This is a genomic window from Geodermatophilus sp. DSM 45219, assembly GCF_900104025.1.
Lineage (GTDB): Bacteria > Actinomycetota > Actinomycetes > Mycobacteriales > Geodermatophilaceae > Geodermatophilus.
Map to the genome: position 1 here is coordinate 214,238 of NZ_FNIQ01000002.1, position 14,212 is coordinate 228,449.

The window sequence follows — 14,212 nt, forward strand, 5'->3', positions numbered from 1 at the left end:
GCGCGCGATGACCACGACGTCGCCGATCTCGCGCGTTAAGTTGGGGATAACGGAAGTCGGGCGATTAAGCGGGGCCAGGGCGGCGACGCGGGGCGTCGCTACCGGAGCAGCGGGCGCATGCGCGCGGTGGCGTCGGCGCCGAAGAGCCGGTCGTGCGTGGACAGCGCGTACCGATCGGTCATCCCCGACACGTAGTCGACGACCTGGGTGACCGGGTCGGCCGAGGTGTCGCGGTAGGTCGCCGGGATCAGCCCGGGGTGGGCCAGGTGGTGGTCGACCAGCCGGCGGGTGACGTCGATGGCGAGCTGCTTCTGCCCGGCGGCGGTCTCCGAGGCGTACACCCGCTGGAACATGAAGGCCCGCAGCTCGTGCATGGCCTCCAGCGGTTCGGGCGCCATGACCACCACTGCCCCGTCGGCCAGAGAGCCGGCGACGACGGCGTCGATCATCGCGCCGACCATCGAGCTGCCCGGGTCGCCGAAGACGGCGCGCGCGCGGGCCGGGAGGTCGCCGACCTGCAGCACCCCGGCGCGGACGGCGTCCAGCGCGTCGTGGGACAGGTAGCCGATCCGGTCGGCGTAGCGCACGCACTCCGCCTCGCGGGTGGTGGGCGGCGGGGTGATCTTCCAGCTGTGCGCCCGGATGCCGTCGCGGACCTCCCAGGTGAGGTTGAGGTGCTCGAGCACCTCGACGATGCGCACCCCCTGCGCCGCGTGGTGCCAGCCGCCGGGCACGTAGGGCTCCAGCGCGTCCTCGCCGATGTGGCCGAACGGCGAGTGGCCGAGGTCGTGGCCCAGGGCGATCGCCTCGGCGAGGGTCTCGTTCAGGCCCAGCGCGCGGGCCAGGGAGCGGGCGACCTGGGTCACCTGCAGCGTGTGGGTCAGCCGGGTGACGAAGTGGTCGCCGTCGGGGTTGAGGAAGACCTGCGTCTTGTGCTTGAGCCGGCGGAAGGCCTTGGCGTGCAGGATCCGGTCGCGGTCGCGCTCGAAGGCGGTGCGCAGGGCGTCCTCGGCCTCGGGGACGGCGCGGCCGCGGGTCCCCGTCGACCGGGTGGCGGCCGGGGCGAGGACCTCCTCCGCGCGCTCCCGGGCCGCCCGGTCGACCAGGCGGAAGCCCTCCGCCCCCATCAGCGCGACCGGGGCGCCGGGCCGTCGAGGGCCACGCCGAGCAGCGCGTCGACGGCGTCGGCCACCACCGTCGGGGCGTCGTCGTCGAGCTCCCCGCCCGGCCCGGCGGCCAGCGTGCGCCGCGCCCAGTCGTCGACCAGCGCGATGGCGCCCGGGCTGTCCAGGTCGTCGGAGAGCCGCTCGCGCAGGCCCTGCAGGACCGGGGCGGCCGGGGCGCCGGCGTCGCGGGCGACCGCGCGCCGCCAGGTGCCCAGCCGCTGCTCGGCGGTGGCCAGCAGATCGGGCGTCCAGGCGCGGTCGGTGCGGTAGTGGCCGGCCAGCAGGGCCAGGCGGATCGCCATCGGGTCCACGCCCTCGCCGCGCAGCTTGGACACGAAGACCAGGTTGCCGCGGCTCTTGCTCATCTTCTCACCGTCCAGGCCGATCATCGCCGCGTGCACGTAGGCCCGGGCGAAGGGCTTGGTGGCCGTCAGCGCCTCGGCGTGCACGGCGGAGAACTCGTGGTGCGGGAAGACCAGGTCGCTGCCGCCGCCCTGCACGTCGAAGCCCATCCCGATCGTCTCCAGCGCGATCGTGGCGCACTCGACGTGCCAGCCGGGGCGGCCGGCGATGCCCCGCGGCCCGGGCCAGGACGGCTCGCCCTCCCGGCGGCCGCGCCACAGCATCGGGTCCAGCCGGTTGCGCTTGCCGGGTCGGTCGGGGTCGCCGCCGCGCTCGGCGGAGAACCGCAGCATGGTGGCCTCGTCGTAGCCGGACTCGGTGCCGAAGCCGGGGGCCTGCGCGACGTCGTGGTAGACGTCGCCGGTGCCGTCGTCCAGCACGTAGGCCAGCCCCTCGTCGAGCAGCGCCTCGACGTGGGCGACGATCCGCGGCACCGACTCCACCGCGCCGACGTAGTCGTCGGGCGGCAGCACCCGCAGCGCGGTCATGTCCTCGCGGAACAGCGCGGTCTCCCGCATGCCGAGCACCACCCAGTCCTCGCCGTCCCGCTCGGCGCGCTCGAGCAGCGGGTCGTCGATGTCGGTGACGTTCTGCACGTAGTGGACGGCGTGGCCGGCGTCCCGCCACACCCGGTTGACCAGGTCGAAGGCCAGGTAGGTCGCGGCGTGGCCCAGGTGCGTGGCGTCGTAGGGGGTGATGCCGCAGACGTACATCCGCGCCGTGGTGCCGGGTGAGGTGGCGACGACCTCGCGGCGCGCGGTGTCGTGCACCTTGAGGACCGGACCTGGGCCCGGGAGGGTCGGGAGGAGCGGGGCGGGCCAGGCGAGCACGCACCGAGCCTAGAGGCGGGTATCCAGGCGCCCGGCCGGCCCTCATCCTGTCGGTGGACCGCCACACCGCCCACGCGGGGAGGAACCGTGCAGCTCGACGAGCACCTGCAGGTGCTGCAGGACACCGACGCGCGCTTCGCGGACGTCGCCGCCGAGGCGGTGCTCGCCCGCGGCTGGACGGCGCCGGTGCCCGGCTGCCCCGGGTGGACGCTGGCCGACCTGGTCTGGCACCTGGCCGAGGTGCAGCACTTCTGGGCGTGGGTCGCGCGCACCCGGGCGACCGACCCCGGCGCCTACGCCCCGCCGGTCCGGCGTCCGGACGACGAGCTGCTGGGCTTCGGGCTGGCGCAGTCCGCGGAGCTGGAGACGGTGCTGGCCGGGGCCGACCCGGCCGAGCGGGTGTGGACGTGGGCGCCGCGGCAGGACGTCGCCTTCGTGCTGCGCCGCCAGGCCATGGAGGCGGTCGTGCACACCGCCGACGTCGAGCAGGTGCTCGGGGACCTCCGGCCGATCCCGCCCGACGTCGGCCTGGACGGTCTGGACGAGTGGCTCGAGGTGATGGTGCCCGGCGCGCTCCCGCAGGGGCCGCCGGAGGCCGCGCACCCCGTCGTCCTGCACGCCGTGGACGCCGGGGCCGAGCGGGTGCTCTTCCCCGGCTCGCGCCCGGTGCCGGTGGCCCGGCTGACCGGCACGGCCGGCGACCTGCTGCTGGCCGTCTGGCGGCGGGTGCCGCTGGAGGTGCTCACCGTGGACGGCGACGGCCTCCAGGCGGCCGCGATGATCGGCCTGGTCGAGCTGGAGTAGCGCCGCCCCCCGGTGCCTTTCGCACGCGACAGGCACCTCGCGGGCTCAGGGCCAGGTGGTGGCGTACCGCTCGAACTGCTCGCCGGTCTGCACACCGACGACGCAGAACACCTGCCCGGCGGGGTCCTTCATCTGCCAATAGCCGCCCATGTCCTCGATCGGCGTGGCCCCGAGCGCGACCAGCCGGGCGACCTCGGCACCCACGTCGTCGGTCTCCACGTCGACGTGCCAGCGAGCCGGCGTCCCGTGCCCGGTGCGCTGGACCTCGAGGTGGAAGCCGTCGGCGAAGGAGCCCAGCGAGGACCAGTGCTCCTCGATCGGGTCCGGCTCGACGGGGTGCCCCGTCGCGGCCGACCAGAACCGGCGCCCGGCGTCGTGCAGCTCCGGTGGCAGGTCCATCAGCAGGATGGCGAGGCGGCTGCGGTGGGGCACGTGCGCTCCTCCCGGGTGGGGACGGCGGGACGGGAGGAGCAGCCTGGCAGAGAACTGCGCCCGCGGCGCCCGGCGCCTCCAGGGTCGGCAGCCATGGAGTCGACCCTGCCGTCCCGCACCGCCGCAGAGAGCGGGTCCGGATCGCCGACGGGCTGATCGTGGAGCGGGTGCAGCAGGCCGATGTCCTCGGGCAGATGCGCCAGCTCTACGGTCGCGCGCTCGGGTCGGTGGGGATCAGCGCGATGCTGTGCCGCCTGCCCGCGACACCGTCGACGGCCGCACGGTAGGGCGCGAGATCGGCGCAGCTCAGAAGGGCGGCCAGGGCAGCGCGGGCCAGTCGCCGCTGGGCTGCGGGTGCCGGCCGGTGCGCAGCAGCTCGGCGACCCGCTGCTGGGTCCGCCGCACCTCGCGCCGGGTCAGGTGCTCGTGCAGCTGCTCCCCGAGGTCGCCGAGCAGGTCCCCGGTGAGCCGCTCCAGCACCTCGAGCGCCTCGGCCGGCAGCGGCTGCCCCGCCCAGCGCCACAGCAGGGTGCGCAGCTTGGGGTCGACGGAGAAGCAGATGCCGTGGTCGACGCCGTACACGTGCCCGTCGGGCGTCGGGATGATGTGCCCGCCCTTGCGGTCGGCGTTGTTCACCACCGCGTCGAAGACGGCCATGCGGCGCAGCCCGGGGTGGTCGGAGCGGACGAAGGCGGCCAGGTCGACCCCGGGGTCGCCGTCCACCCACAGCTGCACCATGCCGGGGCCGAAGGGCCCGTCGCGCAGCACGGTCGGCGGGACGACGCGCCAGCCGGTGGCCTCGCTGACCAGCGCCGCGGACACCTCGCGCCCGGCGAGGGTGCCGTCGGGGAAGTCCCAGAGCGGGCGTTCGCCGGCGACCGGCTTGTAGACGCACTCCGCCTCGAGCTCACCGGTGCGCACGAACCCGACCAGCGTGACGTTGCTGGCGTCGAGCATCCGGCCCTCGAGGTCGATCTCGCCGTCGAGCAGCAGGGCGCGGGCCTCGGCGTCGTCGGCCGGCGCGCGCAGGTCGGCGGAGGGCTCGGCGGGGCGCTCGGTCATCGGGGCGGTCTCATCGGGCCCGACCCACCCCGGCTCAGCGGCGGTACCCGTTCTGCCGCGGGCACACGTGCCCGGCAGGGTCCAGCGGGAGCGAGCACAGCGGGCAGGACGGCCGGCCGGCGGCCACGACCCGGCGGGCCCGGACGACGAACGCCCGGGCGGCGGCGGGGGTGATCGTCACCCGCAGCGCGTCGGGGCCCTCGTCGGCGTCGGAGAGGATCACGTCCTCCTCCACCGGCTCCTCTCCGGCGGCGACCGCCTCGACGACGACGGCCTGCGCCTCGCCGTCCCACGCCAGGCCCATCGCCGCGACCCGGAACTCCTCGTCGACCGGGGCGGTCAGCGGCTCGAGGTCGTCGACCTCGGCGTCGGGCGGGACGACGGCGCCCGGGCGGGTGGCGACCTCGTCGAGCAGCTCGTTCATCCGGTCGGCCAGCACCTGCACCTGGGCCTTCTCCAGCGCCACGCTCACCACGCGGCCGGAGGAGTCGGCGGCCTGCAGGTAGAAGGTGCGGTCGCCGGGCTGGCCCACCGTCCCGGCGACGAACCGGGACGGGCGGTCGAAGAGGTGGAGCTGGCGCGGCACGGGCCCAGGTTACGCGGGCGGGCCGGGTGGGCGTGCCCGACGGGCGAGGTCAGGCGGTCGCGCCCGCGCCGCCCCCGACGACGGCGTCGGAGTCGGCCTTGCGGCGCCGCCGGCCCTTCTTCTTCGGCGGGATCAGCGCGGCGACGTCCCCGCCGGTGTCGTTGACCCGCACCACGAACGGCCGGGTCTCGGTGTAGGTGACCACCGACACCGAGGCGGGGTCGACGACGATGCGCTGGAACTGGTCCAGGTGCAGGCCGAGGGCGTCGGCCAGGACCGCCTTGATGACGTCGCCGTGGCTGCAGGCCAGCCAGACGGCGTCGGGGCCCAGGCGGGCGTTCCACTCGCGGACGGCGGCGACCGCGCGGGCCTGGGTCTGCGCCAGGCCCTCCCCCTCCGGGCCGGGGAACACCGCGGCGGAGGGGTGCTGCTGCACGACCTTCCACAGCGGCTCCTTGACCAGCTCCTTGAGCGGCCGGTTCGTCCAGTCGCCGTAGCGGGCCTCGCCGAGCCGGTCGTCGGTGGCGAGCTCCAGGTCCCGCCCGCCGAGGACGGCGCCGGCGGTCTGCTGGCAGCGCTCCAGCGGGCTGCTCACGACCGCGGCCAGCGGCACCGGCGCCAGCCGCTCCCCCACCGCCCGCGCCTGCCCGGCGCCGGTCTCGTCGAGCTGCACGCCGGGGGTCCAGCCGGCCAGGACGCCGCCGGCGTTGGCCGTCGTCCGGCCGTGCCGCAGGAGGAGAACGGTGGTCACGACGACCGAGCCTAGGGTGGCCCCGTCCCGGGCCCCGCCCTGAGCCTGCGAAGGGTGGGGAGGACGGGGTCCTTCCTCCTTCCCCCCACGCCTCGCACGCTCGGCGCGGGACCCTGAAGGGTCGCCGTTCCAGCACGTCACCACGCTCGGCGCGGGCCCGGTGAGGGCCGACCTCAGCCCTGCCCGCCGGTACCGGAGGAGTCCACCGCCTGGACGGCGGCCACCATGTCGTCGAGGAAGGCGTCGATCACCGCCCGCTCGGCGGCACTGCGGCGGTCGAGCACGGCGGCCGCTGCGTCGAAGAGCGGGCCGAAGAAGGCCCAGCCCAGGGCCTTGGCCGAGTCCTGCACGGTGACGTCGACCCGGCGGCGGTCGTCGGTCCGCGGCGCGCGGCGGACGTGCCCGGCCCGCTCCAGCCGGTCGAGCAGCGCGGTGACCGAGGCGGTGGTCAGCCGCAGCTCCCCGGCCAGCCAGGTGGGGCTGGCCGGGACGCCGGCCCGCTCCCGGTCCAGCAGGCACACCAGCGCCCGCACGTCCGTGGCGGTGAGCCCGTGGCGCGCGGCGAAGTCCGCACCCGCCGCGTCGAGCAGCAGGGTCAGGGCGCGCAGCCGGTGCACGGTGGCCGGCGCCTGCCTCTCCTCCGTCACGGACCGGATCCTAGCTTGCCAAGTAGCTAGACCATCGAGTTACCTGTTGGGCGTGACGTTCGACGAGAGCTACGCCGCCGCGGCGGCGCGCTGGCCGGCCGGCACCGCGTCCCGCGACGTCCCGACGTCCTGGGGACGCACCTCCGTGCTGGCGGCCGGTCCGGCCGGAGCCGTCCCGGTCGTGGCGCTGCACGGCGGCGGCGCGACGGCGACCGTCTGGGCGGAGGTGGCCCGGGAGCTCGCCGGCCGGTTCCGGGTGCTGGCCCCCGACCAGCCCGGCAGCCCGGGCCGGAGCACCAGCAGCCGCCCCTTCCGGACGACGGCGGACCAGACCGCGTGGCTGGCCGAGCTGGTCGAGGCGCTCGACGCGGGGCCGGTGCACCTGGTGGGCCACTCGGCCGGCGGCCACCTGGCGCTGGCCTGCGCGCTCGAGCGGCCCGGGACCGTCGCCTCCGTCGCGCTGCTGGACCCCACGGCCTGCTTCGCCGGCTTCAGCCCGCGCTACCTGCTGCACGCCGCGCCGCACCTGGTGCGCCCCACGCCGGCCCGCGTGCGGCGGTTCCTCGCCTGGGAGACCCGGGGACGCGCGCTCGACCCGGCCTGGCTGGAGGTCGCCGTCCGGGGCTCGACGGAGTTCGACGCCACGCCCATCGTCCCGACGCGCCGCCCTGCCCGGGCACGGCTGGCCCGGCTGACCACGCCGACCCTCGTGCTCGTCGCCGGGCGCAGCCGGGCGCACGACCCCTCCCGGGTGGCCCGCAGCGCACGCTCCCTGCTGCCGCACGCCACTGTCGGGGTGCTCCCGGAGGCCACCCACCACACCGTGCCGCTGCTGGACGCCGGGGAGATCGCGGCGGCGGTCGGCGACCACGTCGTCCGCAGCACCCCGCCGCCGCGTTGATCATGGGGTCGTTGCCGGAGGACACGCCGAGCCGAGCGCGTCTGCCCGCAACAGCTCCATGATCAACTCGTGGAGCGGGGGGACTCCTCCACCAGCCGGCGTCACTGCGGGGCGAGCACCCCCGCGCCGACGAGGGCGAGCACCAGCAGGCCCAGCACCACGCGGTAGACGACGAACGGCGTGAAGCTGCCGCGGTCCAGGTAGCGCAGCAGCCAGGCGATCACGACCAGGCCCACGCCGAAGGCGAGCACCGTGGCCAGGATCGTCGGGCCCCAGGAAATGGTCTCCCCCGCGACGTCGCCGGTCAGCGACTCGTACACCTGGAAGAACCCCGAGGCCAGCACGGCGGGGACGGCGAGCAGGAACGAGTACCGCGCCGCGGCGGCCCGCGAGTAGCCGAGGAACAGGCCCATGGTGATCGTGCCGCCGGAGCGGGAGACGCCGGGGACCAGCGCCATCGCCTGGGCGAACCCGAAGGCGATGCCGTGCCCGACGGTCAGCTGGTCCAGCTCCCGCTTCTTCCGGCCCACCCGATCGGCCCAGTAGAGGACCAGCGAGAACGCCACCAGGGCGATCGCGACGACCCGCAGGTCGCGGAAGGTGGTCTCGATCCGGTCCTGGAACAGCAGGCCCAGGATCCCGATCGGCAGGGTGCCGGCGATGATCAGCCAGCCCATCCGGGCGTCGGGGTCGCCGCGCAGTGCGCGGTTGCCCAGCGAGCGGACCCAGGCGCTGACGATCCGGCCGATGTCGCGGCGGAAGTAGAGCAGCACCGCGGCCTCGGTGCCGATCTGGGTGATCGCGGTGAACGCCGCGCCCGGGTCGCCCCAGCCGAAGGCCTCCCCCACCACCCGCAGGTGCGCGCTGGAGGAGATGGGCAGGAACTCCGTCAGGCCCTGCACCAGCCCCAGGACGACGGCCTCGATCCAGCTCATCGCCCGGGGTACCCCGCTCGACCCGGAGTGGTGGACGGGGTGGCGCGGGGCGATCCGTGGAGCACGGGAGGCCACCCTAGAGCGGCGCCCCGGGGGCTCCGGGCGCGGCACGCAGGGACGCCCGCGGTCACCGGCCGCCGTCCCCGGCCGCCGGTAGGTTGGCCCCTCGTGGAACAACGCGCGCTCGGCCGCAGCGGCCTGGTCGTCTCGCGGCTGGCCCTGGGCACCATGACCTGGGGCCGGGACACCGACGAGGACGAGGCCGCGATGCAGCTCACCGCGTTCGTCGACGCCGGGGGCACGCTGGTCGACACCGCCGACGTCTACTGCGACGGCGACAGCGAGCGCACCCTGGGCCGGCTGCTGTCCGACGTCGTCCCCCGTGCCGACGTGCTGGTCGCCACCAAGGCCGTCGGGCGCACCGGGCCCGGGCCGATGGGCCGCGGCGGCTCCCGCGGGCACCTGCTGGCCGCGCTGGACGCCTCGCTCGACCGGCTGGGGCTGGACCACGTCGACCTGTGGCAGCTGCACGCCTGGGACGAGACGACGCCGCTGGAGGAGACCCTCGCCGCCTGCGACGCCGCCGTCTCCTCCGGGCGGGTCCGCTACGTGGGGGTGAGCAACTTCACCGGCTGGCAGACCGCGCACGCGGTGACCTGGCAGCGCGCCTGGCCCGGCCGGGTGCCGCTGGTCAGCACCCAGGTCGAGTACTCGCTGCTGCAGCGCGGCGTCGAGCGCGAGGTGGTGCCGGCCGCGGAGGCGCTGGGGCTGGGCGTGCTGGCCTGGTCACCGCTGGGCCGCGGGCTGCTCACCGGCAAGTACCGGCAGGGCCCGCCGGCGGAGTCCCGCGGCGCGTCCCCGCAGTGGCAGGGCTTCATCGACGGGCTGCGCTCGGCGACGGCGGACCGGATCGTCGAGGCGGTGGTCACCGCGGCCGAGGGACTGGGCACCACGCCGCTGGCCGTGGCGCTGGCCTGGGTGCGCGACCGGCCCGGCGTGACCGCGCCGGTGGTCGGGGCGCGGACGGCGCAGCAACTGCAGTCCTCGCTGGACGCCGAGGCGGTGCGGTTGCCGGCGGCGATCCGCACCGCGCTCGAGGACGTCTCGGCGCCCTACTTCGGCTACCCGGAGCGGCGGTACGACCGGTGACGACCTCGACGACCGACCCGGTCTTCGCCGCCTTCTGCGCCGCGGGCCTGTGGCCGGGGCTGGGCAAGCGGGCCGCGGCCGAGCTGCCCGCCGCCGGGATCACCTCCTCCGACGACGTCACCGCCGACCGGCTGCAGAAGCTGCCCCGCGTGGGCCGGCAGCGCGCCGAGCGGCTGTTCTCCAGCTTCCTGTCGGCCGCGCCCACCTACGAGGTGGTGGCGCTGCTGGTCGGCGCCGGTCTGGAGGCCAAGCTCGCCTCGTCCGCCGCCGACGCCCTGGGCAACGACGCCGCCCGCCGGCTGCGCGACGACCCGTGGGCGCTGCTCGGCCTGACCGGGGTCACCCTCGCCGACGCCGACCGGCTCGCCATCGCCGTCCTGCCCGGTGCCGATCGGCAGGACACCCGGCGCGGGCGGGCGATCGTCGCCCAGACCCTGCGGACGGCGACCCGCGACGGGCACACCGTGCTGCCGGCCGACCTGGTGGTCGCCGCGCTGCGCGCCGAGGGGGTCGCCGACCCGGCCGCGGCGGTCGTCGCGGCCGTCGAGTCCGGCGAGGTGCTCGAGCACGAGCCGCCGGAGCCGGAGTACGACGAGGACGCCGACGTCGAGGAGCTGCCAGAACCCGACCCGGCGCTGCGGACGCTCTCCCTGGCCCGCTACGGGATGGCCGAGGAGGCGGTGGCGGAGAACGTCGCCCGGCTGGCCGCCACCGCCGAGCGGATCGCCGACCCCGCCGCCGTCCGCTCGGTGGCCAAGGGCCTGGACGACGCGCAGAAGCAGGCGGTCGCGCAGGTGCTGGGCGCCGGCGTCTCGCTGCTGACCGGCGGGCCGGGCACCGGCAAGAGCCGCACCGTCGCCGCCGTCGTGGAGCTGCTGCAGGCCAAGGGCACCGAGGTGGCGCTGGCCGCCCCCACCGGCCGGGCGGCCAAGCGGCTGGAGGAGCTGACCGACCACCCGGCGGTCACCGTGCACCGGCTGCTCGGCGCGCAGGGCACCTCCGGCGGGTTCGCCCGCAACGAGGAGTGGCCCCTCGATGCCGACGTCGTGGTGGTCGACGAGGCCTCGATGCTCGACGTCGAGCTCACCGCGGCGCTGCTGGAGGCCTGCCCCGACGGCACCCACCTGCTGCTGGTCGGCGACCCCGCGCAGCTGCCCTCGATCGGCCCCGGGCACGTGCTCGGCGACCTCATCGACTCGCGGGCCGTCCCGGTCACCGAGCTGACCACGCTCTACCGGCAGGCCGAGGGCGGCGCGATCGCCCGGCTGGCCAACGCCGTCCGGGCCGGGGACCTGCCGCCGGTGGACTCCCCCGACCGCGAGGTCGTCGTCGTCCCGGCCGGCGGGAGCGCGGAGGCCTCCAGGCGGGTGGTGCAGCTGGTCACCGACTCGATCCCGCGGGCACTGGGGATCGACCCGGCCACGGTGCAGGTGGTGACGCCGGTGCACCGCGGCCCGGCCGGCACGATCGAGCTGAACAAGGCGCTCAAGGCGGAGCTGAACCCCGGCGAGGGCACCGTGTGGGGCTTCGACGTCGGCGATCGCGTGGTGGCCACCGCCAACCACCTCGATCTCGAGCCCACCGGGTTCGCCAACGGCGAGGTCGGCGTGGTCACCGGCACCGGCGACGGCACCCTGGACGTCGACTTCGCCTCCGGGCCGGTGACGGTCAGCGGGTCGGCGATGAGCGACCTGCGGCACGGCTGGGCGATCACCGTGCACCGCGCGCAGGGCTCGGAGTGGCCCGGCGTGGTCGTCGTCCTGCCGCCGGAGGCCGGCGGGATGCTGTCGCGGCCGCTGGTCTACACCGCGCTCACCCGCGCGCAGCGGCACCTGTCGATCGTGCACGCCTCCGGCGCGGCGCTGGCCCGCGCGGTGCGCCAGGTCGACGTCCGGCCGCGGCGTACCCGGCTGGCGCAGCTGCTGGCGGACAACGCCGGCTGACGGCGGTGCCTTTATCGCGATAATGGCACCGGGTCAGCGGGCGGCGCAGAGGAGCTGGCGGGTGGCCGCCTGCAGCTGGCCCGCGCAGGTGAGCGGCCGTGGGAAGGGCACCCGGAGGTCGCGCCGGCCGGCCGGGCGCTCGATGCGCAGCCGGTAGCCGAACCGGTCCAGGCCCAGCGGGCGGACGACGTCGCGCGGGCCGAGCTCAACCGGCGGGATGCGGCTGCCCAGCAGCTCGAGCACTTCGGGGTGGTCGCGGTCCAGGTGCTGCAGCATGCGGGCCTCGACGCCGGCCAGCGGGTCGGGCCGGGCGGCGGCGAAGGCCTGCGGGCCGACCTCGGTGCAGCGGTCCCCCTCCCGCAGCACCACCTCGGCGACGTCGAGGCGCAGCAGCGTGGCGCCGTCCCCCACGTCGAGCAGCGGCCCCACCGGCCGGATCTCGGCGAAGGCCAGCGCCGCGCCGCGGCGCGCGGCCGGGTGCACCGGGGTGAGCCAGCCGGACAGCCACAGCTGGGCGCGCACCGGGTCGCGCAGCGGCACCGGCGCCCGGTCGCTGACCATCAGGACCGCGGTGAGGTCGTCGCAGCCCGCCAGCGCGGCGTCGACCTCGCCGCCGGTGGGCACCAGCACGTACGTCGTCCCCGTGCCGGTCGTGGCGTGGGCCAGCGGGCGGCCGGCGTCGAGCCCGCGCACGCACAGCGCGGCCGACGTGCGGCCGGCCACGGTGCGGGCGCGCTCGGCGGGCTCGGCCCGGAGGGCGGGTGCTGCGGGGCTCGTCGTCACGGGGCTCCCTCGGGGTCGGCGGCGAGTTAGGCGAGCCTAACCACACTTGTCGTCCGACGGAAGCGTCGCTGCGCACCGTGCACGACGCGCCGTAGCGATACGGAAGGGTCCCGTCCGGGGGCCTTGTCCTGGTCGTGGCCAGGGGTGTTGCATGGCCCACCCCGGGCGCCGACCGGCCCCGTTCCCCGCAGGAGCCACCGTGAACGCCTGCCGCCGTGTCGCCGTCGTCAGCACGCTGACCGTCCTGGTCCTCGGGGCCGGGACACCGGTCGCGGGAGCGCAGGACCGCGCCGGCGAGCCGCCTCCCACCCTCGCAGCGCCGCTGGCCTGGGCCGCCTGCGGGCTGAGCGAGGAGGCCGTGGGGGTGGAGTGCGCGACCGCCGACCTGCCGATGGACTACGACGAGCCGGGCGGCGAGCGGGTGCAGGTCGCCGTCGCGCGGATCCCGGCCGCCGACCCGGCGAAGCGGATCGGCTCGCTGTTCTTCAACTTCGGTGGGCCGGGCGGCCCGGCCGTCGACTACCTGCAGGCCGCCGGCGCCGGCGTCTTCGCCTCGCTCAACCAGCGGTTCGACATCGTGGGCTTCGACCCCCGTGGCGTCGGGCAGAGCACGCCGGCCATCGACTGCCAGGTCGACCAGGAGACGCAAGGCATCTACTCGGTTCCGGTGCCCACCCCCCTGGACATCGACGTCGACGCCTACCTCGCCAAGGTGCAGGGCTACGTCGACGCCTGCCTCGCGAACAACGGGGAGATCCTCGAGCACGTCTCGACCGCCAACGTCGCCCGGGACATGGACGTGCTGCGCGCGGCCCTGGGCGAGGAGCGGCTCAACTACATCGGCTTCTCCTACGGGACCTTCCTGGGCGCCACGTACGCCAGCCTCTTCCCCGATCGCTACCGGGCGATGGTCCTCGACGGCGCGCTCGATGCCGACGAGTACATCAACGACCCGTTCAGCAGCATCGCCACGCAGACCGCGGCCCTCGAGACCGCGCTGGCACGGTTCACCGAGGCCTGCGCGGTCGACCAGGTGGCCTGCTCGGGCTTCGGTGGGGCCGACCCCTACCTGGCCTACGACCAGCTGCTGGCCGCGGCCGAGACAGCGCCGATCCAGGCCGACGCCTACACACCCGACCCGCGCCCGGTGACCGCCGACGACATCCGGACCGTCACGGTGCCCCTGCTCTACTCCAAGCAGTCGTGGGGTCTCCTCGGCCTCCTCCTGGCCGAGGCCGCCGCCGGTGAGGGCTCGACGATCCGCGCGGTCCTCGACCAGTTCGTCTACACGGACGACCCCGGCGCGGATCTCTACTTCACCATCGGCGCGTCCGAGCAGCGCTACCCGCAGGGAGATCTGGACGTCTACCTCGACCGCGGCGCGGAGTCGTGGGCGTCCTTCCCGCACTTCTGGTCCAACAGCGGGTACGCCGAGATCGCCTACGCGCTGTGGCCGGCACACGACGAGGACGCCTTCGCCGGTCCCTTCGACGTGCCGGAGACCTCGCCGACCCCGCTGGTCATCGGCACCACCTACGACCCGGCCACGCCGTACTCCGGGGCGGTGCGACTGGTGGCGGACCTGGGCAACGCGCGGCTGCTCACGATGGAGGGTGACGGCCACACCGCCTACGGCGGGAACTCCGCCTGCATCGACGCCGCCGCCGGCACCTACCTGATCGACGGCCTGCTGCCCGCCGAGGGCACCGTCTGCCAGCAGGAGGTCCCCTTCGTGGCGGGCGAGCCGGTGCCGGTCGAGGCCTCCACCGCGACTCAGCGGCTCGGCCGGCCGATCGGCCGCTGAGATGCCAGGCCCGCCGG

At 75.8% G+C, this 14,212-nt stretch carries 14 protein-coding genes; 5 read left to right on the forward strand and 9 right to left on the reverse strand.

Annotated elements, in window-relative coordinates; genetic code table 11:
• Positions 1 to 98: 98 nt before the first annotated feature.
• Both BLR12_RS06000 and mshC read right to left on the reverse strand, forming a co-directional pair.
• Positions 99 to 1,127: an HD domain-containing protein gene (locus tag BLR12_RS06000; RefSeq protein ID WP_091374905.1), complete on the reverse strand. Its 1,029-nt coding sequence runs from the start codon at positions 1,125 to 1,127 to the stop codon at positions 99 to 101.
• A complete protein-coding gene (mshC, locus tag BLR12_RS06005) occupies positions 1,127 to 2,398 on the reverse strand; it encodes a cysteine--1-D-myo-inosityl 2-amino-2-deoxy-alpha-D-glucopyranoside ligase (protein WP_091374907.1) in 1,272 nt (423 codons plus the stop codon). Before mshC ends, BLR12_RS06000 begins: the two co-directional genes overlap by 1 nt.
• 87 nt (positions 2,399 to 2,485) lie before the next feature.
• Between mshC and BLR12_RS06010 the strand changes: the two genes are divergently transcribed.
• Positions 2,486 to 3,202 carry a maleylpyruvate isomerase family mycothiol-dependent enzyme gene (locus BLR12_RS06010; protein ID WP_091374910.1) on the forward strand — a complete coding sequence of 239 codons (717 nt, stop codon included), beginning with the start codon at positions 2,486 to 2,488 and terminating at the stop codon, positions 3,200 to 3,202.
• Between the two features lie 45 nt (positions 3,203 to 3,247).
• On the opposite strand, the gene BLR12_RS06015 is transcribed toward BLR12_RS06010, so the two are convergent.
• From BLR12_RS06015 to BLR12_RS06035, 5 genes are all read right to left on the reverse strand, one after another.
• Complete coding sequence (locus BLR12_RS06015) at positions 3,248 to 3,634, reverse strand: VOC family protein (RefSeq protein ID WP_091374914.1); 387 nt, start codon at positions 3,632 to 3,634, stop codon at positions 3,248 to 3,250.
• Between the two features lie 306 nt (positions 3,635 to 3,940).
• On the reverse strand, positions 3,941 to 4,696 hold the full coding sequence (locus tag BLR12_RS06020) for an SCO1664 family protein (protein ID WP_091374917.1): 756 nt from the start codon (positions 4,694 to 4,696) through the stop codon (positions 3,941 to 3,943).
• 34 nt (positions 4,697 to 4,730) lie between these two features.
• The gene (locus BLR12_RS06025; RefSeq protein ID WP_091374920.1) at positions 4,731 to 5,282 is read right to left on the reverse strand and encodes a DUF3090 family protein; all 552 of its coding nucleotides are present in this window, start codon (positions 5,280 to 5,282) and stop codon (positions 4,731 to 4,733) included.
• Between the two features lie 49 nt (positions 5,283 to 5,331).
• Positions 5,332 to 6,033, reverse strand: a complete 702-nt coding sequence (locus BLR12_RS06030) for a histidine phosphatase family protein (protein ID WP_091374923.1) — start codon at positions 6,031 to 6,033, stop codon at positions 5,332 to 5,334.
• Between the two features lie 173 nt (positions 6,034 to 6,206).
• The gene (locus BLR12_RS06035; protein ID WP_091374926.1) at positions 6,207 to 6,680 is read right to left on the reverse strand and encodes a MarR family winged helix-turn-helix transcriptional regulator; all 474 of its coding nucleotides are present in this window, start codon (positions 6,678 to 6,680) and stop codon (positions 6,207 to 6,209) included.
• Positions 6,681 to 6,732: 52 nt separating this feature from the next.
• Between BLR12_RS06035 and BLR12_RS06040 the strand changes: the two genes are divergently transcribed.
• Positions 6,733 to 7,581: an alpha/beta fold hydrolase gene (locus tag BLR12_RS06040; protein ID WP_218120558.1), complete on the forward strand. Its 849-nt coding sequence runs from the start codon at positions 6,733 to 6,735 to the stop codon at positions 7,579 to 7,581.
• A gap of 101 nt (positions 7,582 to 7,682) precedes the next feature.
• Here BLR12_RS06040 and BLR12_RS06045 read toward each other — a convergent pair whose 3' ends face one another.
• Entirely contained in the window at positions 7,683 to 8,516 is an 834-nt protein-coding gene (locus BLR12_RS06045) for an undecaprenyl-diphosphate phosphatase (protein ID WP_091374928.1), read from the reverse strand.
• 168 nt (positions 8,517 to 8,684) lie between these two features.
• Between BLR12_RS06045 and BLR12_RS06050 the strand changes: the two genes are divergently transcribed.
• Both BLR12_RS06050 and BLR12_RS06055 read left to right on the forward strand, forming a co-directional pair.
• Complete coding sequence (locus tag BLR12_RS06050; RefSeq protein ID WP_091374932.1) at positions 8,685 to 9,665, forward strand: aldo/keto reductase; 981 nt, start codon at positions 8,685 to 8,687, stop codon at positions 9,663 to 9,665.
• Positions 9,662 to 11,608 carry an AAA family ATPase gene (locus BLR12_RS06055; RefSeq protein ID WP_091374935.1) on the forward strand — a complete coding sequence of 649 codons (1,947 nt, stop codon included), beginning with the start codon at positions 9,662 to 9,664 and terminating at the stop codon, positions 11,606 to 11,608. The genes BLR12_RS06050 and BLR12_RS06055 overlap by 4 nt, the downstream gene beginning before the upstream one ends.
• A 33-nt stretch (positions 11,609 to 11,641) precedes the next feature.
• On the opposite strand, the gene BLR12_RS06060 is transcribed toward BLR12_RS06055, so the two are convergent.
• Positions 11,642 to 12,391 (reverse strand): DUF2470 domain-containing protein, encoded by a 750-nt coding sequence (locus tag BLR12_RS06060; protein ID WP_091374936.1) that lies wholly within the window; start codon positions 12,389 to 12,391, stop codon positions 11,642 to 11,644.
• Positions 12,392 to 12,590: 199 nt separating this feature from the next.
• On the opposite strand from BLR12_RS06060, the gene BLR12_RS06065 reads away from it, so the two are divergent.
• Positions 12,591 to 14,195 (forward strand): alpha/beta hydrolase, encoded by a 1,605-nt coding sequence (locus BLR12_RS06065; RefSeq protein WP_091374939.1) that lies wholly within the window; start codon positions 12,591 to 12,593, stop codon positions 14,193 to 14,195.
• The last annotated feature ends 17 nt before the right edge of the window (positions 14,196 to 14,212 follow it).